We start from the raw sequence: 26,782 nt of genomic DNA, 5'->3' as shown, positions 1-26,782 counted from the left end.
TCATGCCGGAAATCATTTTAGAGAATATAACAAAACGCTGGGGAAAATTCTTTGGCGTAGATAATGTAAGCCTTAATATACCAAACAACTCTTTTATCACACTACTTGGACCTTCGGGCTGCGGTAAGACTACGATCCTTCGAATGATCGCAGGTCTTGAGACTCCGACCGAAGGAAAGATCACAATAGGAGACAAGGTTGTGTTTGACTCTAATGCGGGCATCAACGTTCCCGCCAACAAAAGAAGAGTCGGCTTCCTTTTCCAGAACTACGCGCTCTGGCCAAACATGACCGTATATGAGAACATCGCATTCGGCCTTAAGAACATCAACGAGAAAATGCCCGTCGTTGATATCGAAGCTAAGCAGACAGCCGACATGATAAGAGCTCTTCAGAACGGTAACAAGGTAAAAGAAATTGTGGAAGAGTGCAGGGATAAGAACGGAAAGCTTGATGAAAACAAAGCTTACGTTAAGCTTATCGATAATTACAGCCTTTCAATTTTTACCGCAAAAGAACTGTACGGATTAAATATTCAGGGGGCGCAGGATGTAGCTGCGGCAGCAAAATCCAAGCTCTCCGAATACGAGGCTAAGCTCTCTTCAATCAAAGAAAAATACAGCAAGGATTCAAAAGAGCTTAATGACAAATTCGAAGTGGTTAAGAACGGAGTAGTTGTCGAAGAAGTAAGGAAGCTTTCAAAAGAAGAGATAGATTCAAGAGTCAGAGCTTGTTCAAGAATAGTTAAGATCGGAATGTTCATGGACAGATATCCCGCGGAGCTTTCGGGTGGACAGCAGCAGAGGGTTGCGATCGCACGTACACTTGCTCCCGAGCCACAGGTTCTTTTCATGGATGAGCCTTTGTCAAACCTTGACGCCAAGCTTCGTCTTGAGATGAGATACGAGCTTCAAAGACTTCATGTCGAGACAGGAAGCACCTTCGTATATGTAACACACGATCAGATGGAAGCCATGACACTTGCAACAAGAATCTGCCTTATCAACAACGGCGTTCTTCAGCAGTACGCGGCACCTCTGGAAGTTTACAACAGACCTTCAAATCTTTTCGTAGCAGATTTCGTCGGAAATCCTTCAATGAACTTTGTTGACGGAAAAGGAAGCCAGCAGGCAGACGGAAGCGTTTCTCTCGATATCCTCGGAGGAATCAAGGCAAGATTCGTTCCGAACGAAAGTCTTAACCTTGATGAGTGGAGAGCTCAGAGAGATAAAGAAGCTGAGGATAAGCTCGAGCTTGAGAGACAGAGACTTATGAAAAAGGGTGCTGTTGAAAAGAGCAACAAGGATGAGGTATTTAAGTATCACATCCAAAAGGTTGAGGAAGAGGATGACAGCATCATGGACGAGCCGGTGATAACAGACGAAGATTTCGTTATCGGCATTCGTCCCGAGGCAATAGACATAGATCCAAACGGAAAGCTCGACACAACCGTTTACGGTGCGATGCCTACCGGAATGGAGTCAACACTTAAGCTTCGCATCGGTGAGTATCTCCTTACGGGAGTTATCTTCGGCGGAGTTATCTACAAGATCGGACAGGAAGAGAAGATCAGTATAAACGGAAACGATATCCTTCTCTTCGATCGCCGCTCCGGAAAGCTTATCTGTGCAGGTAAGCTGGAAATGTAAGATATTTGCGTTAGCAAAAAATGCGCTGTTCTTATATGAACAGCGCATTTTTAGATTGCTTTATATTCCAACTTATTTGGACAGAACTCTTCCAAGGTAGATAACGATGCAGGCACCAATGGTTGAAACGATTATCGAACCAAGGAAACCTGAACCGTGAATACCGATGAGTCCAAGAACAAGATTACCGACAAAAGCACCGACAATACCAAGAATAATATTTCTTACAAGGCTTCCGTTGGACTTCATGATCTGTCCTGCTGCCCAACCTGCAATGCCGCCGATAATAATAGCCATGATAATAGATGTAACAAAAGAACTTACTGCGAACATTTTTATGCTCCTCCTATAACCTAAATTATTATTTTGAAATGATAATAGCATAAACGCTTAAATCATGTCATTTCATAGATAAATATAGCATAAAATTGTGATAATATGTATGATATAGGGGCAAAAAGAAAAAGCGGAGCAATCCGTATATCATATATGATTTATGGTTTGCGTGTATGATCAACTTTTTTGGAGGATAACATGGATAACGATAACAGACCCGTTGGAAGAAAAAAGAGAGTTACCGAAGGTGGGACAGGTGTCCATAAAAGAGGAGAAGGCCTGGGTACAGGTCCTGTTGGACAGAGCGGAGGATATTCGCAGGGACCGCAATCCTCGGGTGATGACGGCGGAATGAGACGCTCTTCGGGAAGAAGTCCTCTTTTCATGATAATAGTCATATTGGTACTCGTGCTCGGTGGAGGCGGCGGACTTGGCTCGTTCCTTGGAGGCGGTTCATCAACAGGAACTACGCCGGGACAGGGACAGGCTGTAACAACCCAGCAGGGAACAGGTACGGGAAATACACCCAACGTTGCAACGACACCAAGCGACTCATCACAGATGGGCTCGGGTCTTTCTACTCTTGCGCAGCTTTTTGGCGGCGGAATGGGTTCATATTCGGGAGCAAATGTAAGCTCTGCGGCATGGAGCGGCGAGTCCAATACCGGTGTTCTCAACAGAGAGGTTGATCCCAAGGCAAGAGCTAAACGCACTGTTATCAAAGGAAACGGACAGGATACCGTTACGATCATGATGTACATGTGCGGAGCGGATCTTGAGTCAAGAGGCGGCATGGCATCCAAGGATCTTCAGGAGATGTTAAAGGCCAACCTCGGAGATAACATTAACCTCCTTGTATACACAGGTGGCTGCAGACAGTGGCAGAACAACGTTGTATCCAGCCAAACTAACCAGATTTATCAGATCAAGGGCGGAAAGATGACTCTTTTGGCTGATAATGTCGGAAACCTTCCGATGACCAAGCCCGATACTCTTTCGTCATATATCAAATGGTCTGCAAAGAATTTCCCCGCAGACAGATATGAGCTTATTTTCTGGAATCACGGCGGAGGATCAACGGGCGGCTATGGCTATGATGAGCGCTTCGTTTCAGCGGGAGCAATGTCACTTGCAGGTATTAACACAGCACTTAAAGACGGCGGAGTAAATTTTGACTTTGTCGGATTTGATACATGCCTTATGGCAACGGTAGAGAACGCTCTTGTAGTTTCCAACTATGCGGATTACCTCATCGCATCAGAGGAGACGGAGCCCGGAGTAGGCTGGTACTATACGGATTGGCTTACGGCATTTGGAAGCAACACATCAATGGATACTCTTGATATAGGTAAGAATATCATTGATTCCTTTACGGCAGCGTGTGCTCAGACATGTCCCGGACAAAAGACAACGCTCTCAATGATAGATCTTGCTGAGCTTTCGCAGACGGTTCCTTCGGAGCTTACCGATTTCTCCAAGGATACAACAAACCTTATCAAGCAAAATGAGTTTGCTACTGTATCAAAGGCAAGAAGCAGCACGAGGGAATTTGCGCAGTCAAGGATAGATCAGGTTGATCTTATCGACTTCGCAAACAAGATGGATACAAAAGAAGCCAAGGAACTTGCGGAAGTTCTTCGCGGTGCCATCAAATACAATAAGACAAGCAGTAACATGACAAATGCCTACGGTCTTTCCATCTACTTCCCTTACAAGACAGGAAGTAAGGTTGATTCGATGGTAAATACTTACCAGGTTATTGGAATGGACGAAGATTATGCAAAGTGCATTCAGAACTTTGCGCAGCTCGGAACCGCAGGACAGGTTGCAGGCGGCGGAACGCAGAGCCCGATGCCGTCTCTTTTCGGAGATATGCCAAGCAGTTCAGGCGGCGGATCTTCAGCGGAGCTTATAGGACAGCTCCTTTCAACCTTCCTTTCAAGTGACTTTAGCAGCATTTCAGGTCTTTCATCTTCAAACACAGACTTCTTCGGAAGAGACCTTGATATTGAAAAGACCGCACAGTATATAGCAGACAACAGATTTGATCCCGAAGCACTCATCTGGACAACCAACGATAACGGCGAAGATGTAATTTCTTTGACGGAGGATGAGTGGTCCAAAGTTGAGAACCTCGCACTCAATATGTTCTATGATGACGGCGAGGGCTATATCGACCTTGGAATGGATAATGTCTTTGAGTTTGATGACAAAGGAAACCTTAAGTCACAGAATGACAAGACATGGCTTGCGATCGACGGTCAGGTTGTTCCTTACTATGTTGTCGACGTTCAGGGAGACAGCAGTGCATATCAGATAACAGGTCGCGTTCCCTGTCTTCTCAACGAGGAGCCTTCAAACCTTATCATCGTGTTTGATTCACAGAACGAAGACGGCTATGTTGCCGGTGCGGTAAGAGATTACAAGGACGACGAGACAGAGACTATCGCCAAGAATTACACAGAGCTTGAAGAGGGCGATACCATAGATTTTGTCTGCGATTATTATACTTATGACAAGAAATACCAAGATAGTTACCTCCTCGGAGAACAGATGGTAGTAAAGGGCAAAATGTCCGATATGGAGATCAGCAACGTATCCGTTGGAGAGGGAAAAGTGCTTGAGACATATCGCTTTACCGACATCTTCGGTCAGGACTACTGGACACCTGCACTTGAGCACTGATAAACGCCAAAAGGCCGGCAGATCATAATAAACATTTCGGAGAATTACATGGACCGCTGTTTGACAACTCTTTGTTATCTTGAAAGAGATGACATGTACCTAATGATGCATAGGATTTCCAAAAAGAATGACATAAACAAAGACAAGTGGATTGGCGTCGGCGGTCATTTTGAGGAAAATGAAAGTCCCGAGGACTGCATAAAAAGAGAGATCTTCGAGGAGACGGGCTATGATATCGAAGAAGAGAAGATAAAATACAGGGCCGTTGTAACTTTTATTTCCGATAAGGGCGACTATGAGCTCATGTCCCTGTTCACGGCAAAAGCCCCGGACTCGGAGCCAAAAGAGTGCGATGAAGGGGAACTTTCATGGGTCAAAAAGGGTGATGTATTCAATTTAAATCTCTGGGCCGGAGACAAGATCTTTTTAAAGCTTCTGGAAGACAGCAAAGATTTCTTTTCCCTAAAGCTTTCTTATGACATAAACGACAGACTTAAGGAAGCGGTACTTAATGGGAAAAAACTGGATTACAAAGCAATACTTAATAAGATAGACGAATAATTACTCTGCGGGCGGCCCACGGGTCGCTCGCAGCATTATTTAAAGAGGTTATAAGTTTTGGAAGAAAAGACACGGGATTTCCTCGCAGGTCGAATAAAAGATCTGGCAACAAGGGCATACATGAATAATTTTGTCACCCACACCGATTTTCTCTCGGTGTCGGAGCTTGCCTGCTTTTATCAGATACTTGCAAGTGAAGGAGTCTCATCAAACAGCAATATATACTGCGGCGCCAGGTTCGTCGTTTATGGCGGGGCAAAAGAAGCAGAGAGAGCTATGGTCTGTTTTTTACCCGATTACCTGGACGAAGAGAGTTTTCTTTTGGCAGAAAAAGAGGAACCATCGGTTCTTGAATGTGTACGCATAAGGCCGGTAAATGCAAAGTTTGCGGATGATCTAAATCACAGAGATTATCTTGGATCTGTTATGAATCTCGGAATAGAGCGTGATCAGATAGGAGACATCCTTATAGATGAAAATGAGGCATATCTGTTTGCGACATCAGACATTGCAGAAATGCTCTGCAAGGAGCTGATTCGCATCAGACACACCTCGGTAAAATGTGAAAAGGTAAAGGTAAGTGATTGCAATGTGGAGCCCAGATTTGAGGAGGTTAGCGGAAGTGTTGCTTCTGAACGAATTGATGCAATTCTGGCCTTTGTATATCATCTCTCCAGATCTGAGGCTCAGAAACTGATAGAATCCGAGTCAGTGTTTATCGACGGAAAGACGGCGTATAGCGGCGGGTATGATCTTAAACCCGGCGCAAGGGTGTCTGCCAAAGGCCACGGAAAGTTTATATATCTGGGGACCACAAATACAACAAGGAAAGGCAGGTTGTTCGTAAAGATAAAGCTTTTTGCCTAACGGTTTATAAGAGCTTTTCCACGCAAGAAGCTACATCGGACATCTTCTGAGTGGGCTCAAAACGAGCAACAACGTTGCCGTTCCTATCTATAACAAACTTGGTGAAGTTCCACTTTATGTCGGGATTATTCTTGTAATCTTTATCGATCTTCTTGAGCATTACATTCATTGCAAGGGCAGCAGGTCCTTTTCCGAAGCCCTCAAATCCCTTCTGAGACTTGAGATATTCATATAAAGGAAGCTGATTCTCGCCGTTTACATCAGATTTGGTCATCTGAGGGAACTTGGTGTTGTAATGAAGCTGGCAGAATTCATGAATCTCTTCATCGGTTCCGGGAGTCTGACCCGCGAACTGGGTGCAGGGGATATCAAGAACTTCAAAGCCTCTGTCATGGAACTTCTCATACATTTCTTCGATATCTTTGTAATGAGGAGTAAAGCCGCAGCCTGTAGCGGTGTTCACAACGAGCACGACCTTATCTTTGAAGGAATCGAGTTTAACCTCGTTGCCGTTTGTATCGGTAACAGAATAATCATAAAAATTCATGGTAAATACCTCCGTGAATATAAAACAAAAACAACAAACATTTGATTTGACGAAATTATATTGCATACAATCTAAAATGTCAATACCAGTTGCATTTATTTTTGGTGGACCGTATAGTTTAATAAGGATATAAGGCGGATGAGGAATGAGTAATTATATTATTTTTGATCTTGAATGGAATCAGGGCGAAGCACCGGTCACGGTTGACGGCAAGACTCTCTCTTTTGAGATCGTTGAGATAGGTGCAGTTAAACTTAATGAAGAAAAGAAAAAAGTCGGCGAATTCAGCAGACTTATCAAACCACAGATACACAAGCAGATGCACAAGATAACGGGTAAGCTTATACACCTTACAATGGAAGATCTTGAAAACGGTGTTTCTTTTCAGGAGGCAGCGACGGACTTTCTTGATTGGTGCGGAGAAGATCCTAAGTTTTGCAGCTGGGGCCCGCTTGATCTGACCGAGTTTCAGCGCAATCTTGATTTCTTCGGAATGCCTCTTCTTTCGGACAGGCCGCTTCCTTTTTACGATGTTCAAAAGCTTTACAGCCTGGCCTATGACGATGGCAGAACCAGGAAGTCTCTTGAATCTGCGGCTACAGAGCTTGGTCTGGACAGCGATATTCCTTTTCACAGGGCGCTTTCCGATGCTATCTATACGGCGGAAATCTTTAAAGGATTCGGAGAAAAGATACTTAGCAAGATTTCTTTTGACACCTATGTGACTCCAAAGACCAAGAAGCAAGAGATCAAGATCATCTTTGATAACTATGAGAAATACATCTCAAGGGAATTTGATACCAAAGAAGATATTCTTGAGAACATGGAGATAATGAGCACCAAGTGCTACCTGTGCAGAAAGAATATCCGAAGGAAGGTTAAGTGGTTTTCGCCTAACGGCAAGCACTACTACGCCGTGGCATACTGCGATAAACACGGATTTATGAAAGCTAAGGTCAGGATCAAAAAGGCTGAGGACGGAAGGCTTTTTGTAATAAAGACCTGCAGATTTATCCCGCCCGAGGATGTCGAAGACATGAAGGCGAAACAAAGAAAAATAAAGAAAAGACAAAAGCCATGACCTTAACGATCATGGCTTTCTATATGCTTGTTATGTGATTTAAATTACATACTTGTCAGAATTTCCTGGATCCCATGCGCCATTTTTTAAATTCGCGCTTTCTCCTCTTATATCTGATGCGGTCGCTCTTTGAAGCAAACTTTCTGTTGGAGATAGCCTTTGTCGACATTGATTCCGAAATGATCGAAATAATAACAATTGCCACAGCGATTATAAGAAGGATCTTTACGTTTATAAAAACAGGCTTTCTCGCACCGCCTTCAGCGGAAGAAGAACCGCTCTGACCCGAATACGATACAAGAGCTTTTCCCACATCGCATCCCTTATAGGTATACAGGATCTTGGCGACTGCGGAAGGATCTTCTTTTTTATCTTCTTCAGTAAGCTCATAAGATACAGTATATTCGGTATTTTCGATCTTAGCGGTCTTGGGAAGTATTACACAGTCATCGTCGTTAAGACGAAGGATCGTGCCGGACTTTCCAAATACATCGTTGTCTGATTCAAAGAAAAGTGAGTCATCAGGCATATATCTTGTATCGTTGTCAGCGATGTTGACCGAAGTGAAGTTGTTGAACGCATAATCAAGAAGAGTAACCGTGTCGTTGAACTGCTCGGGAGAATCCTCCATAAATACGACGCAGATAAGTCTCATTCCGTTCTTTTCCGCGCAGGTGACCAGCGTTTCCTGTGCCAGATCCGTGTAACCGGTCTTACCGCCGATAATTCCCGAGTAAGGAATCTCTCCGGTAATAAGCTTATTCTTATTATTAAGATAGAAATCATCCGGCTGTGTTGCTGTCGGTGTGAAGTGATATCTTGGCGTGTTTGCGACCTTACAAAGAAGCTCGTTATTAAAAAACTGTCTTGATATAAGCGCAAGATCATACGCACTTGTGTAGTGGTCGGCTCTCTGAAGACCGTTGGTGTTGGAAAAATGAGTGTTCTTACAGCCTATGTCCGTAGCTCTTTTGTTCATGAGCTTAACAAATTCATCGATGCTTCCGCTTACGTGCTCGCCAACGGCGTTGGCAACCTCATTGGCACTTCCCACCATGATTCCGTAGAGCGCCTGCTCGAGCGTTATTGATTGTCCCACATCCATTCCGATACTTGATCCGTCATGCGGAACACTGAAAACGGCATCGTCTGAGAAGGTTATCTTATCGTTTAGATTGGCACCTTCAACCGCAAGAAGACAAGTCATTATCTTGGTGGTACTTGCGGGGTAGAGCTCCTCGTGGATATTCTTGGCGTATAATATCGTGCCTGTTTTCTCTTCCATGACAATAGCCGATTTGGCACCTATCGTAGGACCCTGCGGCCAGCTGTCGATAAGATTACTCTCTATCGGGAGCGCTTTTCTTTGCTCGACGTCCATGAGCTTGCCCGGATCCCCTTCCTTTACGGGCTCATCGGCATAAACGTCTTTTGCCAAAAGAGAGGATAACAACATGATTGCCATTAGGGCTAAAACAATTTTATGAAATTTTCCTTTATTATTAGCGTATACTGTGTTGTTCATCGTATGTAAATAATACAATACTTCCAAATCGAGGGCAAATGTTGTAAAATTCTTTTATAAGATGTACAGGTAGGAATAGAAATGCGTTTACGTAATATTGCGGGATCAAGAGAAGTTATTGCGGAGAGTAAGTTCACCGTCAAAGAGCCCGAGAAGATGAAAGGCCTCTGGAAAAAAGAGGTATTTGGTAATGACAATAAGATCCATATTGAGATAGGAATGGGTAAGGGCAGATTTTTAATGGACATGGCGGCCCTCCATTCCGACATCAATTACGTTGGAATAGAGAAATATTCAAGTGTTCTTTTACGTGCCATCCAGAAGCAGGAACAGCTCCTTCTTCCCAATGTTATTTTTATCAGGATGGATGCGGAGAATATATGCGACGTGTTCGCTCCGTCTGAGGTCGACAGGATATACCTTAATTTCTCGGATCCATGGCCCAAGGACAGACACGCCAAGAGACGCCTTCCTTCAAGAGAATTTCTTAAGAGATATGACAAGATACTTGTTCCGGACGGCGTGGTTGAGTTTAAGACGGACAACGAAGACCTGTTTAATTTTGCACTCGAGGAGGTTGAGCCGGCAGGTTGGACATTGGATGCAGTCACACGCGATCTTCATAACGATCCCGTTATGAAAGAGAACAATGTGATGACCGAGTATGAAGAGAGATTCTCTTCCATGGGCAATCCGATATTTAAATACATTGTGAGCAGAAAGGGGAGCTAATATGGACTACAGTTTAAACAGCCAGAACTTCGAAGAAGAAGTTCTAAAAAGCAAATTACCGGTTTTGGTTGATTTTTCAGCTGACTGGTGTGGGCCCTGCAAGATGATGGCCCCCATGATGGATGAGTTTGCCGAGGAATACGAAGGTGAGCTTAAGGTAATGAAGATTAATGTTGATCAGGCACCTGATATAGCACAGAAGTACAACGTTATGTCCATACCGATGTTTGCATTCTTCAAGGGCGGCGAAGTAGTGGATACGGCAGTTGGAGCGCTGAACAAAACAAAATTACAGGGAATTATCGATAAGGTGCTGGCTTAAAAGGCCAGCACTATTTTAAAGAGGAGCAAAGTTTTGGCGGACAAGATTACAAATTTTGAAGACTATAAGAAAAAATCAGTAGAAGAGCCCGTTGAAAAAGTTGAAAAAACAGAACCCGTTAAAGAAAAGACGGAAACTCCCGTTAAAAAAGAGGAGCCTGTAAAGAAACCGGATCTTAGCGAGACAACGGTAATCAACGGTATCGAGATAGAAGATCCGTACAACTTCTTTACGGAAGAGGAAAGAGAGGCATATTTCCGCGAAAGACAGAAAGCTGAAAGCGGTAATAAGCAGCTCGGAAAAGAAACGGTGAAAGACGAGCGCAGGGAGAGTGTGCCCAAAAAAGATCCTGAGAAGCCGATAAGACCGCGAAGAGAAAGATCTCGTAGGGATTATTACGAGGATGATGTCCGTGAAGACGATCGCTACGAAGACGATATTCGCAGAAGAGACTATGACTACTACGAAGAGGACGACTACGACAGGGATTACGAAGACGATTATGACGATGAAGAGTACGACGAGTCGGAAGATAAGATGATGAGGATCGTCGTAAGGATCGCGTCCATTATGACGGGAATCGTTATTTTGACGCTTGTTTGCGTGGTTTTAAAGACAAGTGTGTTTGATAGACTCCTCCATAAAGATCCGGAGGAACAAGTTACGGAAGAAACACAGGAAAATCCTGAAGGAGCAGCGGAGGAGCCCAAAACCTTCGAAATCCCCGCAGGATACAATCAGGTTGATGATACCGTGACGGTTATAACCAATGATCTTAATCTAAGGAATAAGCCCAAGAATGAAGAGGGAAGTGAAGTGGTTGCCGTTGCCAAGGTTGGCACGCAGCTAAAGAGAGTAGCTGTAGACGGCGGCGGATACTGGGCGATCGTAGAATACGAAGGCCAATATCTGTATGCTTCCATGAATTATTTAACGACTCCTTGAGTGGAGCCAACTATAGAAACGATCGACAGCTTCGGATAAAGACTTGCTGGAACGGGAAAAAGAATCTGTGTGACTTAAGACTTCCTCTTTGGAGGTGTCCTTGGCATAGTCTGCAATCTTTCTGGCGTATTCTTCTTCCAAAGAATGATAATCCATGTTGATGAGCAGAGTTGAGCTTAGATTTCTGACGCTCTCATAGAGCGCAGGATATCTTTTTTGTACAACGGCAAATTCGTCGAGAATCTGCTCTCTGCTCTGAAGGCAAAAAAGACCATAAACGGACTCGACTATCTCGTGAGGTTCGATCTCATCGCGGTATGAGTTGTCTTCATAGCCGTCCTGAGTTGCGTAGTATTCGCAGATCTCCTGTACGAGAGTTCCTACCTTTGGGTTATCATAGAGTTTTTGCAGTTCGTCTATTTTTCTATCGCTCATGCTGTAAGTATAACATAATATAAAGGAAATCAGACAAAATAATGAAGATTGGAATTTTTGATTCGGGAATAGGTGGCCTGTCTGTTCTTCACGAGGCATACCATCTTTTGCCCGAGCAAAATTACATATTCTATGCCGACGTTGAGCACGTTCCGTATGGCAACAAGACTCCCGAAGAGATTCTGGGATATTCCGAAGAGATTACGAAATTTCTTTTGGACAAGGGAGCGGAAGCGATCGTTGTAGCGTGCAACACAGCTACCAGCGTAGCCATCAAGGAACTTAGGAAAAGATACGACGTACCGATCCTTGGAATGGAGCCCGCCGTCAAGCCTGCGGTTGAGGGAACCGAGCAAAAGAGGATCATGGTGATAGCTACCCCCGTTACCATTAGAGAGGATAAATTAAGAGATCTTCTCCACAGGGTTGATGAGAAGCACAGAGTAGATCTTTTGCCGATGCCGGGACTTGTTGAGTTTGCCGAAAGAGAAGAGTTTGATACAGATAATGTCAGAGAATATTTAAGAGAGCAGTTTTCGGACTACAACACTGAGAATTACTGCGCTCTTGTTCTTGGATGTACACATTTTAATTATTTTAAACCGCTTTACAGAGAATTTTTTGGAAAAGAAACCCTTCTGATCGACGGAAATCACGGGACAATTCGACATCTAGCGGATGTTTTGGGACTTTCCTTAACCAATTCCCCCGATAATGTGGTATACTTTGATAGCGTACACAAGATGTTGTGTGAGTCGAATACGGAATATTTTTTCTCCGGAAAGAGCATTTCGGATGAGAAAACTCTGGAACACTTGAAAAGACTGCATAACAGGCTTGAAGAAGTACGAAAAAAATAATATTAATTCTCTTGAATTAATCAATATAATGTATTATCATTAATTTGCAACCACAAGATATAGTTGTGGTTCATTTTATCTATGTGATTGATTTAAAGGGATTGTAAATTGCAAGGGGGTTCTTATGAAGATCATTAAGAGAAGCGGTAAGGAAGTGGCGTTTGACGGCAATAAGATTCTTGCGGCTATCGAGAAGGCTAACAACGAGGTTACTGAAGAGAAAAAACTGACAGCAGGCCAAATCAGTGACATCGAGATGGGAGTCGAGAAGCAGTGCGCTTCATTAACTCGTGCGGCAAGCGTCGAGGAAATCCAGGACATGGTCGAGGACGGCCTTATGAAATCCGGTAAATTCGAGGTTGCCAGAAAATACATCACATATCGTTATAAGCATGCTCTTGTCAGAAAGTCCAACACGACTGACGAGCAGATCATGTCTCTTATTGAGTGCAATAACGAAGAAGTTAAGCAGGAGAATTCCAACAAGAACCCTACAGTCAACAGCGTTCAGAGAGACTACATGGCGGGCGAAGTGAGCAAAGATATCACAAGAAGATTCCTTCTTCCCGAGGATGTAGTCAAGGCACACGAAGCAGGGCTTATCCATTTCCATGATTCGGACTATTTTGCTCAGCATATGCACAATTGCTGTCTGGTTAATTTGGAGGATATGCTTCAGAACGGAACAGTTATTTCCGAGACCATGATCGAGCGTCCCAAGAGCTTTTCAACTGCATGCAACATCGCAACTCAGGCGATCGCACAGATTGCAAGCTCACAGTACGGCGGACAGAGTATCACTCTTTCCCACCTCGTACCTTTTGTGGACGTCAGCAGACAGAAGTTCCGTAAGGAAGTTGCGCTCGAGTTTGAGACTGCCGGAATGAAGATCAACAAGAAGCAGGTCAACGAGATCGCAGAGATGCGCGTCAAGAAAGAGGTCGAGAGAGGATGTCAGGTAATTCAGTACCAGGTAATCACTCTTATGACTACCAATGGACAGGCGCCCTTCATAACCGTGTATATGTACCTCGATGAGGTCCCGGAAGGTCAGACAAGAGAAGATCTGGCTATGGTCATCGAGGAAATGCTTAAACAAAGAATTACCGGCGTAAAGAATGAGAAGGGTCAGCTCATAACACCCGCTTTCCCCAAGCTCATTTATGTACTCGACGAAGACAATATACATGAAGATTCCAAGTACTGGTATTTGACAGAACTTGCCGCTAAATGTACGGCAAAGAGACTTGTTCCCGATTACATCTCAGCTAAGAAGATGAGAGAGCTTAAGGCTGGCGACGTATATCCTTGCATGGGATGCAGAAGCTTCCTTACTCCCGACAATGAGAAGGTTGCAGAGGGGCTTTGCAACAAGGGCAACAAGGCAGGCGCTCTCAATTATGAGGAAGGCCAGCACAAGTACTACGGAAGATTCAACCAGGGTGTCGTAACTCTCAATCTTGTAGATGTAGCTTGCTCATCAAACAAGGATATCGACAAGTTCTGGGAGCTTATGGAAGAGAGAACCGAGCTCTGTAAGAGAGCACTTATGTGCAGACATGAGAGACTTCTCGGAACACCTTCCGATGTGGCACCTATCCTTTGGCAGAACGGAGCCCTTGCAAGACTTAAGAAGGGCGAGAACATAGACAAGCTTTTGTTTGGTAACTACTCGACAATATCACTTGGCTATGCCGGACTTTGCGAATGTACCAAGTACATGAAGGGTGTATCACACACCGATGCCAAGGGTAAAGATTTTGCAATTCAGGTAATGCAGTTCCTTAACGACAAGTGCGCTAAGTGGAGAGCAGAGACCAATATTTCGTTCTCACTTTACGGAACACCTCTTGAGTCAACCACTTACAAGTTTGCTAAGTGCCTTCAGAAGCGTTTTGGAAGCATTCCGGAAGTTACAGACAAGAACTATATCACAAACAGCTATCATGTTCATGTAACAGAGCAGATAGATGCATTTACCAAGCTTAAATTTGAGTCTGAGTTCCAGGCTCTGTCACCCGGAGGAGCTATCAGCTACGTTGAGGTTCCCGATATGACCAACAATATCGATGCGGTTATATCAGTTATGAAGTACATCTACGACAATATCATGTACGCAGAGCTCAACACCAAGTCTGATTATTGCCAGTGTTGCGGTTATGATGGGGAGATCAAGATCGTTACAGATACAGACGGCAAGCTCATCTGGGAATGCCCTAACTGTGGTAACAGAGATCAGAACAAGATGAATGTTGCAAGACGTACCTGTGGTTACATCGGAACACAGTTCTGGAACCAGGGACGCACCCAGGAGATCAAAGAAAGAGTTCTCCACCTCGCAACACCTAAGTGCTGATACAAACCAAAGTTTCGGTCCTGACAAAGGAACAACAAATAATACCACAATAAACAGCAAGGTCGGAATTATCCGACCTTGTTTTGCCCATAAACAAGATTTTGTTTTGAATAAAAGAAGAGGCGATATGTACTACGGACAAATATATTTTAATGATGTTGCAAACGGAATAGGCTGTAGAACGGCATTCTTTGTAAGCGGATGTACGCACCACTGCAAGGGCTGCTTTAATGAAATGACTTGGGATTTCATGTACGGAAACAAATATACCAAAGAGGTAGAGGATGAGATCGTAGAGTCATTAAAACCCGAGTATGTAAGCGGTCTTTCTATCCTTGGCGGAGAGCCTATGGAGATTGTAAATCAAAAAGAGATAAGACCTCTTATCGAGCGGGTGAAAAAAGAAGTTCCCCACGCCACAATCTGGATCTACTCCGGATACACATGGGAAGAGCTTAACGATAAAGACAACAAGAGATGCCACGGAGAAGATACAGATGCAATCCTTTCAATGATCGATGTTCTCGTTGACGGCAAGTTCGAGCTTGAAAAAAGAAGCCTTCTTCTTAGATTCCGAGGATCGTCAAACCAAAGAGTTATCGATGTTCCCGAAAGTCTAAAAAAAGGAGAAATTGTCCTTTCTAAGTATAACGACAAAGAGGAATCAAGACTGAGCTGAGGTTGCTATCATGACAGTTTATGAGATGCTATTAAAAGAAAAAGATTCTAAATACAAGGAATTTCAGGCTAAGCTTGTACCCAATATAGCGCCCGAGACAATCATCGGGGTCAGAACGCCCAAGATGCGCGAGGTCGCAAAAGAAGTCTTTAAGAGCGATATAAGGGGTGAGTTTTTAAGCAAGCTTCCGCATAAATACTACGAAGAGAATCTCGTTCATTTCTTTGTTGTTTCGCTTATAAAGGATTTTGATGAGTGCATCAAGGAAGTGGAGAAGTTCCTTCCGTATGTGGATTGCTGGCCGGTTTCAGATCAGGCTACGCCAAAATGCTTTAAAAAGAATCATGGAAAGCTCCTTCCGTATATCAAGAAGTGGATTGCGTCAGACCATGTCTACACTGCGCGTTTTGGCATGCGCATGCTTATGAATGAATTTCTGGATGAGGATTTCAAAGAGGAATATCTTGAGCTTGTTGCGTCCAAAAAAGGCGAAGACTATTACCTTAAGATGATGGTGGCTTGGTATTTCGCGACAGCACTTGCCAAACAATACGACGCGAGCGTTAAATATTTTGAAGATCGAAAGCTCGATGAATGGGTCCACAAAAAGGCAATTCAGAAAGCTGTTGAGAGTTTTAGAGTTACCGACGAGCATAAGGAATACCTTAAAACATTCAGATGAGATAAACCGGGGCCATACTGATCATAATAATCAGTATGGCCCTTAATTATATTCAAAAAATGTCGATATATGATATGAGATAGTTTTGACAAACGGAGTTGCCAAAAAGCGTCAAGGAGGATGCATATGTCTATCGAGATCATGAGAGACTTATTTTCAAATGAAAAAGTAGTTGAATCGATATCTAATGCGTACACTATGCGGGTTAATAGGAAAGCAGAGCCTAAGTCTGAACCCGAGGAATCCCTTGCGAAATTAGAATATGAGATGAGAAAAGCGGAGAGAGAAAAGAGCGTAGCGGATCAGAGTATGTGCTATGCAGAGAAACTGCGCGCAGCCAGAAATAAATCCAAGGCAACATCCCTTCAGAAAAAGAAACTCCAATATAATTTCAAAAAGATATCTTCGATGATAATACGAAGTAAAAATAGCGTAAGTGCAAGGAAAGCCGTGCAATCCGCAAGACGCGAAGTGATGAGATTAAAGCGCCTTAAAGGAAGCGGCGAGTACGACGAAGAAGAAATACAGCTTGCTATAGATCATGCTAATTCCATGGTAAAGGTCGCCAGAAAGAAAGTTCATCACCTTGAGCAGGAAGAGATGATAGAACGCGGCTCCGTGGGTATTGGAGAGGCGCTTGAAGAGCGTGAAGACGACAGTGCTTCTGAAGATGAGAAAGCATCAGAAGAGGAGATAGATGAAGAGGAAATGATCGAAGAGCCTTTTGATGATATGGAGTATGAGGAAGAATTCATCATGGAAGGTCCTCAAATTCAGGATGTTCCGGTAGATGTTCCGGAGTCAGAAGGTGAAGCATTAACAGAGCTTATGAGTGAGTTTTCGGAAGAGATGGAGAGTATGATGGAAGAAATGGATCTTACAGATCTTGCAGAAACTATGTACGCTCCCGATCCAAACATGTCCGAAGACGATCTTAAGATGCTCAAGATCAAGCATCGTACCAAGGAACTGAAAGAAATAGCTGAAGCCGACAAAGAATATCTTAAAAAGCTCTTTGCCTATGAAGAATCTAAGAAGAACAGTTCCTCAAATGCTGCAAGCAGCGTGGTTTCGGGAGGCTCCGCGCCTGTATTTAAAGCAGGTGCTCAGTCAGTTACTCCTATAATCTCCATGCCCGGAGCGGCAGCAGGAGGAACAACAGTAGCACCCATGTCTACCGTAGGAATCGATGTCTCCGTATAGAAGAAGGCTTGGTCGTGGCGGAATTGTATCTACGGAAGAATATGGCTTATGCGAAATATGTCTTCCCAGATTTAAAGAGATTGTTTTGTCTTGGCAGTGAAATATAGGTGGAGAGCGTCTCCCCTTGACAAGGTACATAAATGTTAATAAAATCATTTTTAAAATAATATGACGTTGAAGAGGATCAGTAACTGCGTAAGCGTTTCAGAGAGAGAGCCGTTGGTGCGAGGCTCTTACGACCAAACAGCGAACCTACCTTGGAGTCCCGTATGAAAATACGGCGTATCCCGCGTTAAGGGTTAAATTGAGTGAGACCACAGCAGAATATGCTTGGTTTAAATAGGGTGGTACCGCCGAGAATCTTCGGTCCCTGTTATGGGATTTGAGGGTTCTTTTATTTTTGAAAAAATATCTCTCAAAGTTCCCGGAAACACTTAATTGCAAAAAAAGGAGAACCAAAATGGCTGACAACAAGAAACTTGTATCAGAGATCACATCCATGGATGAAGATTTCACACAATGGTATACCGACGTATGTATCAAGGCAGACCTCGTAAGCTATTCCAACATCAAGGGATGTATGGTAATTAAGCCCGCGGGCTACGCAATCTGGGAGCTTATTCAGAAGCACCTTGATGCAAGATTTAAGGCAACGGGAGTTCAGAACGCTTATCTTCCCATGTTCATTCCCGAGTCACTTCTTCAGAAGGAGAAGGATCACGTAGAGGGATTTGCACCTGAAGTTGCATGGGTTACACACGGAGGAATGGAGCCTCTTACAGAGAGATATTGTGTTCGTCCCACATCAGAGACTCTTTTCTGCGATTACTACAAGGGCGAGATTCATTCATACAAAGACCTTCCTCAGGTTCTTAACCAGTGGTGCAGCGTTGTAAGATGGGAAAAAGAGACAAGACCTTTCCTTAGAAGCCGTGAGTTCCTTTGGCAGGAAGGCCATACAGCACACGCAACATTCGAAGAGGCTGAAGAGCGTACACAACAGATGCTCAACGTATACGCTGACTTCCTTGAGAATGATATGGCCATCCCCGTTATCAAAGGACAGAAGACAGATAAAGAGAAGTTTGCGGGAGCAGAGGCTACATACACAGTAGAAGCACTTATGCATGACGGAAGAGCTCTTCAGAGCGCTACCAGCCACAACTTCGGTGACGGATTTGCAAAGGCATTCGGTATCCAGTATGCAGGTAAAGACAATCAGCTTCACTATGTAAATCAGACTTCATGGGGACTTACAACACGTACTATCGGAGCTATGATCATGGTACACGGAGACAACTCAGGACTCGTTGTTCCTCCTAAGATCGCTCCTATCCAGGTTGTTGTTATTCCTATCCAGCAGAAGAAAGAAGGCGTTCTTGATGCCGCATACGGTATCGCCAAGAGCCTTTCAGATTACAGGGTAAAGACAGACGATACAGACAGAACACCCGGATTTAAGTTTGCCGAGCAGGAGATGAGAGGAATTCCGATCCGTGTTGAGATCGGACCTAAGGACCTCGAGGCAGGCAAGTGCGTACTTGTAAGAAGAGATACAAGAGAAAAGATCGAGTGTGCGATCTCAGATGTAGCAGCTAAAGTCGGAGAGCTTCTTGATCAGATCCAGAATGATATGCTTGCAAGAGCAAAGAAGCACCTTGAGGAGCACACATTCGTTGCTCACAACAAAGAAGAGTTTGCAGAGAACTTCAAGGAGACTAAGGGCTTTGTAAAGGCTATGTGGTGCGGAGACCGCGAGTGCGAAGACAAGATCAAGGAAGAGTTCAACGTAACGAGCCGTTGTATGCCTTTCGAGCAGGAGAACATCTCAGACGTTTGCCCTATCTGCGGCAAGCCTGCGAAGAAGATGGTTTACTGGGGAAGAGCATATTGATCCGGATAACAGACCGACAATAACAATAATAAAGGCAGTGTGGAGTTTCAGCATTCCACACTGCCTTATTTTTATTACTTATTTTTACTTACGTTTTTTCTTGCGTAATAAGTCTTTTTGTTGTTGTACATTCTCTGGTCTGCAAGCATGAATACCGTATGCGTATCTTTATCTTCCGCTTCCGACCTAAAAGCGAAGCCGTGAGAAACGCTGTGGTTGATGCCGGGATCTTCTTTATCGAGTTCCAAAAGCTTTTTATCCAAAAGATCAAGGAGCTCAATAACTTTATCTTTTTCTGATGACTCCAAGATTACCATGAATTCATCGCCGCCGATCCTGAAGCATTCTCCGATATTTTTAAATACTTCCGAAAGTGCGGATGAAAAACTCTTAAGAAGCTTATCTCCCGCAGGATGACCGTCGTTGTCGTTAACTTCTTTCAGTCCGTTTAGGTCAAGACTCACTATGCAGAAATCGGAATCGGATTCATCGAGATCCGCGAGTCTTTTATCTGAGCTTGCTCTGTTGGGAAGCTGAGTAAGCGCATCTTCAAAAGCAATCTGAGCAAGAGAAGCATACTCTTTTCTCTGGGCATAAATTCTTGTCATGAAGACGAAGTGATTAAGCAGCTGCGTGATAACAAAAAACATCGCAGTTGCAGGAATTACGTTGGTCATGAGGAAGCTCTCTCTGCAGTCCAGATTATGCCTCATAACATCGGTACATGCGGTAAGAATCAGTGATATGGACAGAGGCGTAAGACCAAACATAAGGATCTGAGTGGTCGGATTCTTGGACTTGGCTTTTATATCGATAAAATCATATATCGCAAGGAACAGGAAGCTTATCACCGCAAGCAGATAATACGGGATTATAAAGTGGTGAATATGAACTTTGTCTGTCAGGTGCAAAGCGATAAACAAAAAGCTGAAAGCAAGCGAGCCATATCCCGTTACGGTAAGGACGGTTCCGTCGTAGCGTTTGTGCAGGCAGTATATCAGCGAATATATCGTCGGAACAAGCAGATACAATGCTGAGTAACCTATAAACGTCGCCGTTGACTTATCAAGTAGGAACGTGAAGCAGTCAAATTTCGTAAGGAGCCATACACCCAGCAAAATACCTATGATCGAGCACACGATCTGGTTAAACACATCTGAAGATCGCATGTAAAATACCAGAGAGATGAGCAGGAAGATGTGACCGAAAACTATAAGGAAGATTCCCGTTATCAGAGGGAATGTCGCTGTATAGAGGAGATATCTGTACAGATCGTCAAAATCTCCCATCATCATGTTTACAACATTTGCCTTGGTATTGTTCTCGGTTACGTACAGGTTTATTGAGAGTTTTTTGCCCGCATAATCAGGCTCCAAAGGAACAATATTGTAGCCGTTTCCTATGTAAGAACCGTTTGCCACGGCGTCGAGCCCTTCATATGCAATGAGCTTGCCGTCAAGGAATACCTCATACGCACAGCACTGAGTCTTGAAGATGAGATACGGGAATGGCGCTTCGCAAGAGTCAAGAAGCCTTGGAAGTGTCAAAGTAATCTTGTCTCCTCGTGAAAAAGAAATACCTATCTGTTCGCTCAGTTCACTGAGTTCGGTATTAAGATATTGCTGGTTTCTGTATGTTGCAACCCATCCTTTTTCCAGAGAGTACATGGGATAGCGTCTCTCAAAGCGAAGGAAATTTAAAAATACGGAGAAAAGAACTATGATGAAAAGGGTGGATATTCCTATGAAAGTCACTGATTTACGCATTGAAGGATACCCCCATTCCATTATTTTCGCGGTGCTCTTTTTTCATCTCATACATGCGCGAATCAGCCAGCATGTATACCTCCTGAGCGGAGCTGTTCGGAACCTCATAGCTGTACGCGTATCCGTAGGAGGCACTGTATTGGAACACCTGCTCTTTTCTGTTCCATTCGGATAAAAGAGCATAGAACTCATGAATTCTCTTGGTGCAATGAGAAGCCTGCTCATCAAGAAGGATGACAATAAATTCGTCGCCGCCCATTCTTCCGATGAGATTCGCATCCCAGAAGCAATTGGTAAGTATGGTCGAAAAGCCCGTAAGAAGGCGGTCGCCCTCGTGGTGGCCGTAGGTGTCGTTGACAACCTTGAGCTTATTAAGGTCGATACTAAAGATCGTATAAAGACTGTGTTCGTTGGAAATGATCTGCATTATTTGCTCGCACCTTGCTCTGTTTGCAAGTCCCGTCAGAGGATCCGTGTAAGCAAGGTCAACCATCTGCCTTTTCATCGATGCATAATTGTTGTTGTATATGCTGTAGAAAAGATAACTGATGATAAGACAAGACACAAACAAAAGCGCGCCGAACGTAAAGCCGCTTCCGTAAATAAAGATATTTCCGGTGTTGCTCTTATATTTGTGATAATCGTAAACAAAGATATCGGAGATTGCGAAAATCATGAACGCAAGTAGTCCCAGTATGAAAAAGAGATCCGAAGTCGTGTTGTGATCGTCGGAGGTAAAGAAGTGTTCTCTTTCCCTGTACAAAAGGACAATTGCGATAATGCTCTGTATTATGATCGAAGCCTGAATATAGGTCGTCACATCCGAGAATTTCAGAATGTTGTAATTGTTTAGTGCCAAAAGAACAATGAAGAAACCTATGTTATACAAAAAGATAATCTGGAAAAGGCGCTTGCTCCTTTTTGGAAATACGGAGAAAAGATATCCCGTTACGGAAATCGGGATACAGATAAAAGAAGCATATTCCGCAAACGAATTGGCATGCGGATTGTTGATCAGCATGTCGATGAGCCCGTACTGTCCCAGGATAAAAAGACCGAGAAGGAACGAAGTAAGACCGCTAAAGAACAGCCTTAGCTCTCTGTCATGGTAGACGTACATGTACGGCGAGATAATAATAAGTATTACGCCAAGAATGGATAGGAATATTCCGGAGAATATACTTACCGAGTTTTGCAAAAGATGATATGAAAGAATATCGACTCTGCTTCCGAGCATAAACTCAGAGAGTGAAGAAAAAGAAGCTTTTCTCGTTCCGGTGAGAACAACCTTTAAGCGGTTTCCCGAATGAGCTCCCGTAAGTGAAACGCAGTTAAATCTGTCGGGACACTCATGATATTTTTCATAGATGTCACGTCCGTAAGAATAGATAAGATCTTTTCCTACATACACATCTACTATGGCATGCTTGGTGAAAAAATAAAGACAGCATGAGTTATCTGAAATATACGGGATTGTTCTTGTCAGAACGAGAGAATCGTCATTGTTGATGACGGGAATATTGATCTCGTGCAGAACAGAAGAAGTCGCCAAAACTTCGTCGTTTAAACAAACAGTCCATCTGTCCTCAAGATTGGTAAGGGATGAGCTGTAAGAGTAGGAATTATCTATAACCTTCAATAGTGCCATTATCAGAAGGAAAAAAATAGCAAGCAAAAGGATAGCAACAAACCTGGTGTTTTTTCTGAATTTCATATTTAAACCCTCATAATATCATTAACATAAGTATATAACCTGTAAAAGAAAATTCCTAGACAATTCTTCACAAGTATCGGTCTTTGGGCTATTATGAGAATATGATTATTAAAATGCCCGAAAATGCGAAATTTATATTGGACACCATGCACAAGGCGGGATTTGAAGCCTATATCGTGGGTGGTTGCGTAAGAGATGCGCTGCTTGGAAGAGAGCCGATGGATTGGGATATTACAACCAATGCACTTCCGGAGGATACCAAGAAGCTTTTCAGAAGAACGATAGATACAGGTATTGAACACGGAACAGTTACGGTCATGATGGGAAAAGAGGGTTATGAAGTCACCACATACCGTATAGACGGAAAGTACGAAGACAGCAGACATCCGAGCGAAGTCACTTTTACCAAAAATCTCACCGAGGATATGAGAAGGCGTGATTTTACGATAAATGCGATGGCCTACAACGATGAAGAGGGGCTTATCGACAGGTTCGGAGGAGTAGAGGATCTTGAGAAAAAGCTTATCAGATGCGTGGGTAACGCACACGAGCGTTTCTCCGAGGATGCCCTCAGAATAATGAGAGCCGTGAGATTTTCCGCGCAGCTTGACTATGAAATAGAAGAAGAGACCAAAGAAGCGATAAAAGAGCTTGCTCCAACGCTTAAGAAAATAAGTGCGGAGAGAATTCAGGTCGAGCTTATCAAGCTTCTTGAATCGGATCATCCCGAGAAATTCATGGATCTATATGATCTTGGAATTACTAAGGTAGTACTTCCCGAGTTTGATGCCTGCATGGAGACCGAGCAGAACAATCCTCATCATTTATATGACGTAGGAACACATATCGTTAAGTCGCTTTCTTACGTTAAGTCCGATAAGGTGCTTAGGCTTGCGATGCTTCTTCATGATATCGGAAAGCCTCTTACCAAAACGAACGATGATAACAATATATGCCATTTTCATGGACACGCGCAGCTTGGAGCCAAGATGGCCGAAGATATTTTCAGAAGGCTTAAATTTGACAGAGATACAATGGACAGAGTCTGCAATTTGATAAAGTATCACGACGACAGATTCCCGGCCGAGCCAAGGAGCGTAAGAAGAGCCATGAACAGAGTGGGAGTTGAGGATTTCACTCTCCTTCTCGATGTTAAATATGCAGACACCATGGCGCAGAGCTCTTATTATCAAAAAGAGAAATTGCAGGCACTTAAGGATATAAGAGTTCTTTATGATAAAATAAAAAAAGAGAATGATTGCGTGACACTTAAGCAGCTTGCGGTCGGAGGTAAAGATCTTATCTGCCTTGGAATAGCTCCGGGCAGGCAGATAGGCGATATATTAAACGCCATGCTTTCGGATGTCATTGATGAACCTGCACATAACACCAAAGAGTATCTTTTAGAGCCGGAGCGCCTAAAAAACGTATTCATGAAGGAGCATGAGCAAGGAGAAGATCATGAAAAAGAATCATCGGATAATTGAAACGGCCTTGGCAGTAGCAATTTCTTTTGCCATGCTGACACCTAATGTACCGGGCGCGGAAGCCTTCGCGACCGCAAACAAAAAGATAAGCATATCGATGATCGGTAAGTATGACAGTGCAGACACCGCTGCCATTAGAGATATAGACCTTGATTCCAAGAAGATCAGATTCAGAAATCATGCGACGGGAAGAACATACACGCTCGATTATGACAACACCAGCATGATGTATGATGCGAGAGAGAATCCGCTTTCTCCGAGTCTTTTGGAAATCGGACAGGTTGTAGACGTAAAGTTTCTTAAGAGCACCAAGCACATAACATCCCTTGTGGTTTCCAAGGATGCATGGACTATCGAGGATACAAGAGACCACGAGCTTGTCAGAGCGGACAAGACAGCCAAGGTTAAGGGCGAGCTCTACAAGATGGATACAAGAGCTTTGGTTATGGCAGAGGGCGAGCCTGCTCTTGCAGAAGACGTTCTCGGAACAGACAAGATCAAGGTATACGGTGTGGACAATGAGATCTACAGCGTAGTTGTCACAAGCGGACACGGTTATGTAAGTCTTTCTTCGGATACCGTTGAGGATAGGAGTCTTGTCGGAGCCTGGCTTGAGCTTGATAATGAGGTTATTTACAAGATATCACCCAATATGATGCTGAGCGCTCCCGAGGGAGAGTACAATCTTCAGATTCTCGGAAACGGCGCCAATTATCAGTCCAAGGTCAGCATAAGCAGGAATAAGGAGACTGTAGTCGACACAAGCGACATTACTATATCAAAGCCCAAGGAAGGTCTTGTTACATTTGAGATCACGCCTTCGGAAGCGGAAGTGTATGTGGACGGTGAGAAGCAGCTTACCGATGTTCCCGTTTCGATCCGCTATGGCTACCATGCCTTAAAGATCATGGCAGACGGCTATATCACTCAGAACAGATATCTTAAAGTCGGAACCGCCAAGTCGGTTGTTCAGATAGAGCTTGAAAAGGAGGACTCGGGATCATCCAAGAGTTCTTCATCGGCAGCAGCCGATTATAATTCTATAAATAAAAAAGACAAGGATTCATCATCTTCGGCATCTGTTGCCACGATACCCAAGAGCTCCGCTGCATCAAGCGTTGCTACGGTAAGTGCCAACAGTGATAAACCCAAGGATAAGAACAGGGTTATCGAAGGATACAAGATCTATGTCGAAGAGCCTGAAGATACGGAAGTTTACTTTGACGGAAGCTATATAGGAATGACTCCCGCGATCTTTACAAAGGTTTCCGGAACTCATGAAGTTACGCTTCGAAGAGACGGTTATAAGACCAAGAGCTACAGAGTTAATGTCGATGATTCGGAAGACAACACTTTCTATAAGTTCCCTGAGCTTAAGAAAGAAGAAAAAGAATCGGAGAATGACGAAAAGTCCGATAAGCCTTCGGATGCAGCTACAAACGCATCAACACAAAAGCCTGCAGATGCTTCTAAGGCTAAGACTGCGGATGAGGCCGCTGCTAAGGTGACGACCAAGCCCGATGCTTCTTCGGTTGCTACGACCAAACCGAAAGATTCCTCAGCGACTGCTACAACAGATAAGAAGGACGATTCGTCAACGACAGCCACAACAGACAAGAAAGGCGATTCTTCCGATAAGGATAAGACCGATTCGGGAAAAGAGGAGGCGACAAATCCCTCTGATCACGGCGGTAAGACAAATACAGAGGAAGGCACAGACGGCAGCGAAACCGGCTCTTCCAAAGATAAAAAAGACAGTAGTGATGCGGCAAACACCGCATCGGGAGAAAACCAATGAGACTTGATAAATATTTAAAAGTAACCCGATTGATAAAAAGACGTACCGTTGCAAACGAAGCCTGTGATGCGGGAAGAGTACAGATCAACGGTCGTCCGGCCAAGGCATCTGCTGATGTTAAGGTGGGTGATAAGATCACAATAGGCTTTGGTAACAAGGATGTAAGCGTTGAAGTTCTGGATGTTCAGGAAACAGTGCACAAAGAGGATGTTACGAATTTGTATCGATACATTTGACAGGCTTTTACCGCTTGTATTAGAATGTAAATATAGATATAAAGCAACATTATTGATTGGGGTAATTGCAGATGGCAGCAAAGGCACGCTATAAGAGGCGTCGTTTTCAGAATAGAGCAGGAATTGCGTGGGCCAGCATGGTGGTTCTTATTCTCGTGACCGTAGTTTCGGTCAAGAGCGTAGGCCTTATGCGTAAAGCCGCCGATCTTCAGGCCAAAGAGGAATATCTTCAGGCACAGATCGAGGCAGAGCAGCAAAGAAGTGAAAATATTGCTGAATTTGAGCGGTACACGGAAACACGCAAATATATAGAGGATACGGCCAAGGATAAATTGGGACTTGTGTATCCCGGTGAGATTATCTTCAAGAATGAAGATAGGTGACTGAAATCAGTGTAATGCAGCGCAGACATCGGTACGGAT

24 protein-coding genes and 1 other annotated feature are annotated in these 26,782 nt (G+C 43.8%); of the genes, 18 read left to right on the top strand and 6 right to left on the bottom strand.

Going from position 1 to position 26,782, the window contains the following annotated elements:
* Nucleotides 1-2 precede the first annotated feature (2 nt).
* Nucleotides 3-1,649, top strand: a complete 1,647-nt coding sequence (locus D6853_RS11770; protein WP_120658206.1) for an ABC transporter ATP-binding protein — start codon at nucleotides 3-5, stop codon at nucleotides 1,647-1,649.
* 72 nt (nucleotides 1,650-1,721) lie between these two features.
* Here the strand turns inward: D6853_RS11770 and D6853_RS11765 are convergent, their stop codons facing one another.
* Nucleotides 1,722-1,982 (bottom strand): GlsB/YeaQ/YmgE family stress response membrane protein, encoded by a 261-nt coding sequence (locus D6853_RS11765; RefSeq protein WP_120658205.1) that lies wholly within the window; start codon nucleotides 1,980-1,982, stop codon nucleotides 1,722-1,724.
* 201 nt (nucleotides 1,983-2,183) lie between these two features.
* On the opposite strand from D6853_RS11765, the gene D6853_RS11760 reads away from it, so the two are divergent.
* The 3 genes from D6853_RS11760 to D6853_RS11750 are packed head-to-tail and all read left to right on the top strand — an operon-like array spanning nucleotide 2,184 to nucleotide 6,098.
* Complete coding sequence (locus D6853_RS11760; RefSeq protein WP_120658204.1) at nucleotides 2,184-4,670, top strand: clostripain-related cysteine peptidase; 2,487 nt, start codon at nucleotides 2,184-2,186, stop codon at nucleotides 4,668-4,670.
* A 48-nt stretch (nucleotides 4,671-4,718) separates the two neighbouring features.
* Complete coding sequence (locus D6853_RS11755) at nucleotides 4,719-5,231, top strand: NUDIX hydrolase (protein ID WP_120658203.1); 513 nt, start codon at nucleotides 4,719-4,721, stop codon at nucleotides 5,229-5,231.
* Nucleotides 5,232-5,288: 57 nt separating this feature from the next.
* On the top strand, nucleotides 5,289-6,098 hold the full coding sequence (locus D6853_RS11750) for a YlmH/Sll1252 family protein (protein WP_120658202.1): 810 nt from the start codon (nucleotides 5,289-5,291) through the stop codon (nucleotides 6,096-6,098).
* 4 nt (nucleotides 6,099-6,102) lie between these two features.
* On the opposite strand, the gene D6853_RS11745 is transcribed toward D6853_RS11750, so the two are convergent.
* Nucleotides 6,103-6,645, bottom strand: a complete 543-nt coding sequence (locus D6853_RS11745) for a glutathione peroxidase (RefSeq protein WP_120658201.1) — start codon at nucleotides 6,643-6,645, stop codon at nucleotides 6,103-6,105.
* A 145-nt stretch (nucleotides 6,646-6,790) separates the two neighbouring features.
* Between D6853_RS11745 and D6853_RS11740 the strand changes: the two genes are divergently transcribed.
* Nucleotides 6,791-7,726 (top strand): 3'-5' exonuclease, encoded by a 936-nt coding sequence (locus D6853_RS11740; RefSeq protein WP_120658200.1) that lies wholly within the window; start codon nucleotides 6,791-6,793, stop codon nucleotides 7,724-7,726.
* Nucleotides 7,727-7,781: 55 nt separating this feature from the next.
* On the opposite strand, the gene D6853_RS11735 is transcribed toward D6853_RS11740, so the two are convergent.
* Entirely contained in the window at nucleotides 7,782-9,191 is a 1,410-nt protein-coding gene (locus tag D6853_RS11735) for a D-alanyl-D-alanine carboxypeptidase family protein (RefSeq protein ID WP_243108346.1), read from the bottom strand.
* A 141-nt stretch (nucleotides 9,192-9,332) separates the two neighbouring features.
* Here D6853_RS11735 and trmB point away from each other — a divergent pair, with 141 nt between their 5' ends.
* From trmB to D6853_RS11720, 3 genes are read left to right on the top strand one after another with little or no spacing between them, the layout of a single operon-like run.
* Entirely contained in the window at nucleotides 9,333-9,983 is a 651-nt protein-coding gene (gene trmB / locus D6853_RS11730; RefSeq protein WP_120658198.1) for a tRNA (guanosine(46)-N7)-methyltransferase TrmB, read from the top strand.
* Between the two features lies 1 nt (nucleotide 9,984).
* The gene (gene trxA / locus D6853_RS11725) at nucleotides 9,985-10,305 is read left to right on the top strand and encodes a thioredoxin (protein WP_120658197.1); all 321 of its coding nucleotides are present in this window, start codon (nucleotides 9,985-9,987) and stop codon (nucleotides 10,303-10,305) included.
* A 33-nt stretch (nucleotides 10,306-10,338) separates the two neighbouring features.
* Nucleotides 10,339-11,250, top strand: a complete 912-nt coding sequence (locus D6853_RS11720; RefSeq protein ID WP_120658196.1) for an SH3 domain-containing protein — start codon at nucleotides 10,339-10,341, stop codon at nucleotides 11,248-11,250.
* Here D6853_RS11720 and D6853_RS11715 read toward each other — a convergent pair.
* Entirely contained in the window at nucleotides 11,236-11,685 is a 450-nt protein-coding gene (locus D6853_RS11715) for a hypothetical protein (protein WP_120658195.1), read from the bottom strand. The two genes, D6853_RS11720 and D6853_RS11715, sit on opposite strands and share 15 nt — an antisense overlap.
* Before the next feature lie 41 nt (nucleotides 11,686-11,726).
* On the opposite strand from D6853_RS11715, the gene murI reads away from it, so the two are divergent.
* The 6 genes from murI (at nucleotide 11,727) to proS (ending at nucleotide 19,359) form a co-directional block, all read left to right on the top strand.
* Nucleotides 11,727-12,545 (top strand): glutamate racemase, encoded by an 819-nt coding sequence (gene murI, locus D6853_RS11710; RefSeq protein ID WP_120658194.1) that lies wholly within the window; start codon nucleotides 11,727-11,729, stop codon nucleotides 12,543-12,545.
* A gap of 124 nt (nucleotides 12,546-12,669) precedes the next feature.
* Nucleotides 12,670-14,901 (top strand): anaerobic ribonucleoside-triphosphate reductase, encoded by a 2,232-nt coding sequence (nrdD, locus tag D6853_RS11705; protein WP_120658193.1) that lies wholly within the window; start codon nucleotides 12,670-12,672, stop codon nucleotides 14,899-14,901.
* A gap of 127 nt (nucleotides 14,902-15,028) precedes the next feature.
* Nucleotides 15,029-15,580, top strand: coding sequence for an anaerobic ribonucleoside-triphosphate reductase activating protein (nrdG, locus tag D6853_RS11700; protein WP_120658192.1), 552 nt, complete (start codon nucleotides 15,029-15,031; stop codon nucleotides 15,578-15,580).
* Between the two features lie 10 nt (nucleotides 15,581-15,590).
* Entirely contained in the window at nucleotides 15,591-16,262 is a 672-nt protein-coding gene (locus tag D6853_RS11695) for a DNA alkylation repair protein (protein WP_120658191.1), read from the top strand.
* Nucleotides 16,263-16,388: 126 nt separating this feature from the next.
* Entirely contained in the window at nucleotides 16,389-17,465 is a 1,077-nt protein-coding gene (locus D6853_RS11690; protein WP_120658190.1) for a hypothetical protein, read from the top strand.
* Between the two features lie 165 nt (nucleotides 17,466-17,630).
* Nucleotides 17,631-17,840, top strand: a binding site (T-box leader).
* A gap of 85 nt (nucleotides 17,841-17,925) precedes the next feature.
* Complete coding sequence (gene proS, locus D6853_RS11685; protein ID WP_092245235.1) at nucleotides 17,926-19,359, top strand: proline--tRNA ligase; 1,434 nt, start codon at nucleotides 17,926-17,928, stop codon at nucleotides 19,357-19,359.
* 74 nt (nucleotides 19,360-19,433) lie between these two features.
* Here the strand turns inward: proS and D6853_RS11680 are convergent, their stop codons facing one another.
* Entirely contained in the window at nucleotides 19,434-21,125 is a 1,692-nt protein-coding gene (locus tag D6853_RS11680; protein ID WP_158588745.1) for a GGDEF domain-containing protein, read from the bottom strand.
* Nucleotides 21,118-22,839 carry a GGDEF domain-containing protein gene (locus D6853_RS11675; RefSeq protein ID WP_120658188.1) on the bottom strand — a complete coding sequence of 574 codons (1,722 nt, stop codon included), beginning with the start codon at nucleotides 22,837-22,839 and terminating at the stop codon, nucleotides 21,118-21,120. Before D6853_RS11675 ends, D6853_RS11680 begins: the two co-directional genes overlap by 8 nt.
* A gap of 101 nt (nucleotides 22,840-22,940) precedes the next feature.
* On the opposite strand from D6853_RS11675, the gene D6853_RS11670 reads away from it, so the two are divergent.
* The 4 genes from D6853_RS11670 to D6853_RS11655 all read left to right on the top strand — a co-directional run bounded on the left by D6853_RS11670 (nucleotide 22,941) and on the right by D6853_RS11655 (nucleotide 26,743).
* Entirely contained in the window at nucleotides 22,941-24,326 is a 1,386-nt protein-coding gene (locus tag D6853_RS11670; protein ID WP_120658187.1) for a CCA tRNA nucleotidyltransferase, read from the top strand.
* On the top strand, nucleotides 24,301-26,124 hold the full coding sequence (locus D6853_RS11665) for a PEGA domain-containing protein (RefSeq protein WP_158588744.1): 1,824 nt from the start codon (nucleotides 24,301-24,303) through the stop codon (nucleotides 26,122-26,124). Before D6853_RS11670 ends, D6853_RS11665 begins: the two co-directional genes overlap by 26 nt.
* Nucleotides 26,121-26,360, top strand: a complete 240-nt coding sequence (locus tag D6853_RS11660) for an RNA-binding S4 domain-containing protein (RefSeq protein WP_120658185.1) — start codon at nucleotides 26,121-26,123, stop codon at nucleotides 26,358-26,360. Before D6853_RS11665 ends, D6853_RS11660 begins: the two co-directional genes overlap by 4 nt.
* A gap of 71 nt (nucleotides 26,361-26,431) precedes the next feature.
* Nucleotides 26,432-26,743 carry an FtsB family cell division protein gene (locus tag D6853_RS11655; RefSeq protein ID WP_120658184.1) on the top strand — a complete coding sequence of 104 codons (312 nt, stop codon included), beginning with the start codon at nucleotides 26,432-26,434 and terminating at the stop codon, nucleotides 26,741-26,743.
* The last annotated feature ends 39 nt before the right edge of the window (nucleotides 26,744-26,782 follow it).

Origin of the sequence: Butyrivibrio sp. X503, from assembly GCF_003625475.1 — a bacterium.
GTDB lineage: Bacteria > Bacillota > Clostridia > Lachnospirales > Lachnospiraceae > Butyrivibrio.
This window is presented reverse-complemented; position numbering and strand designations above follow the sequence as displayed.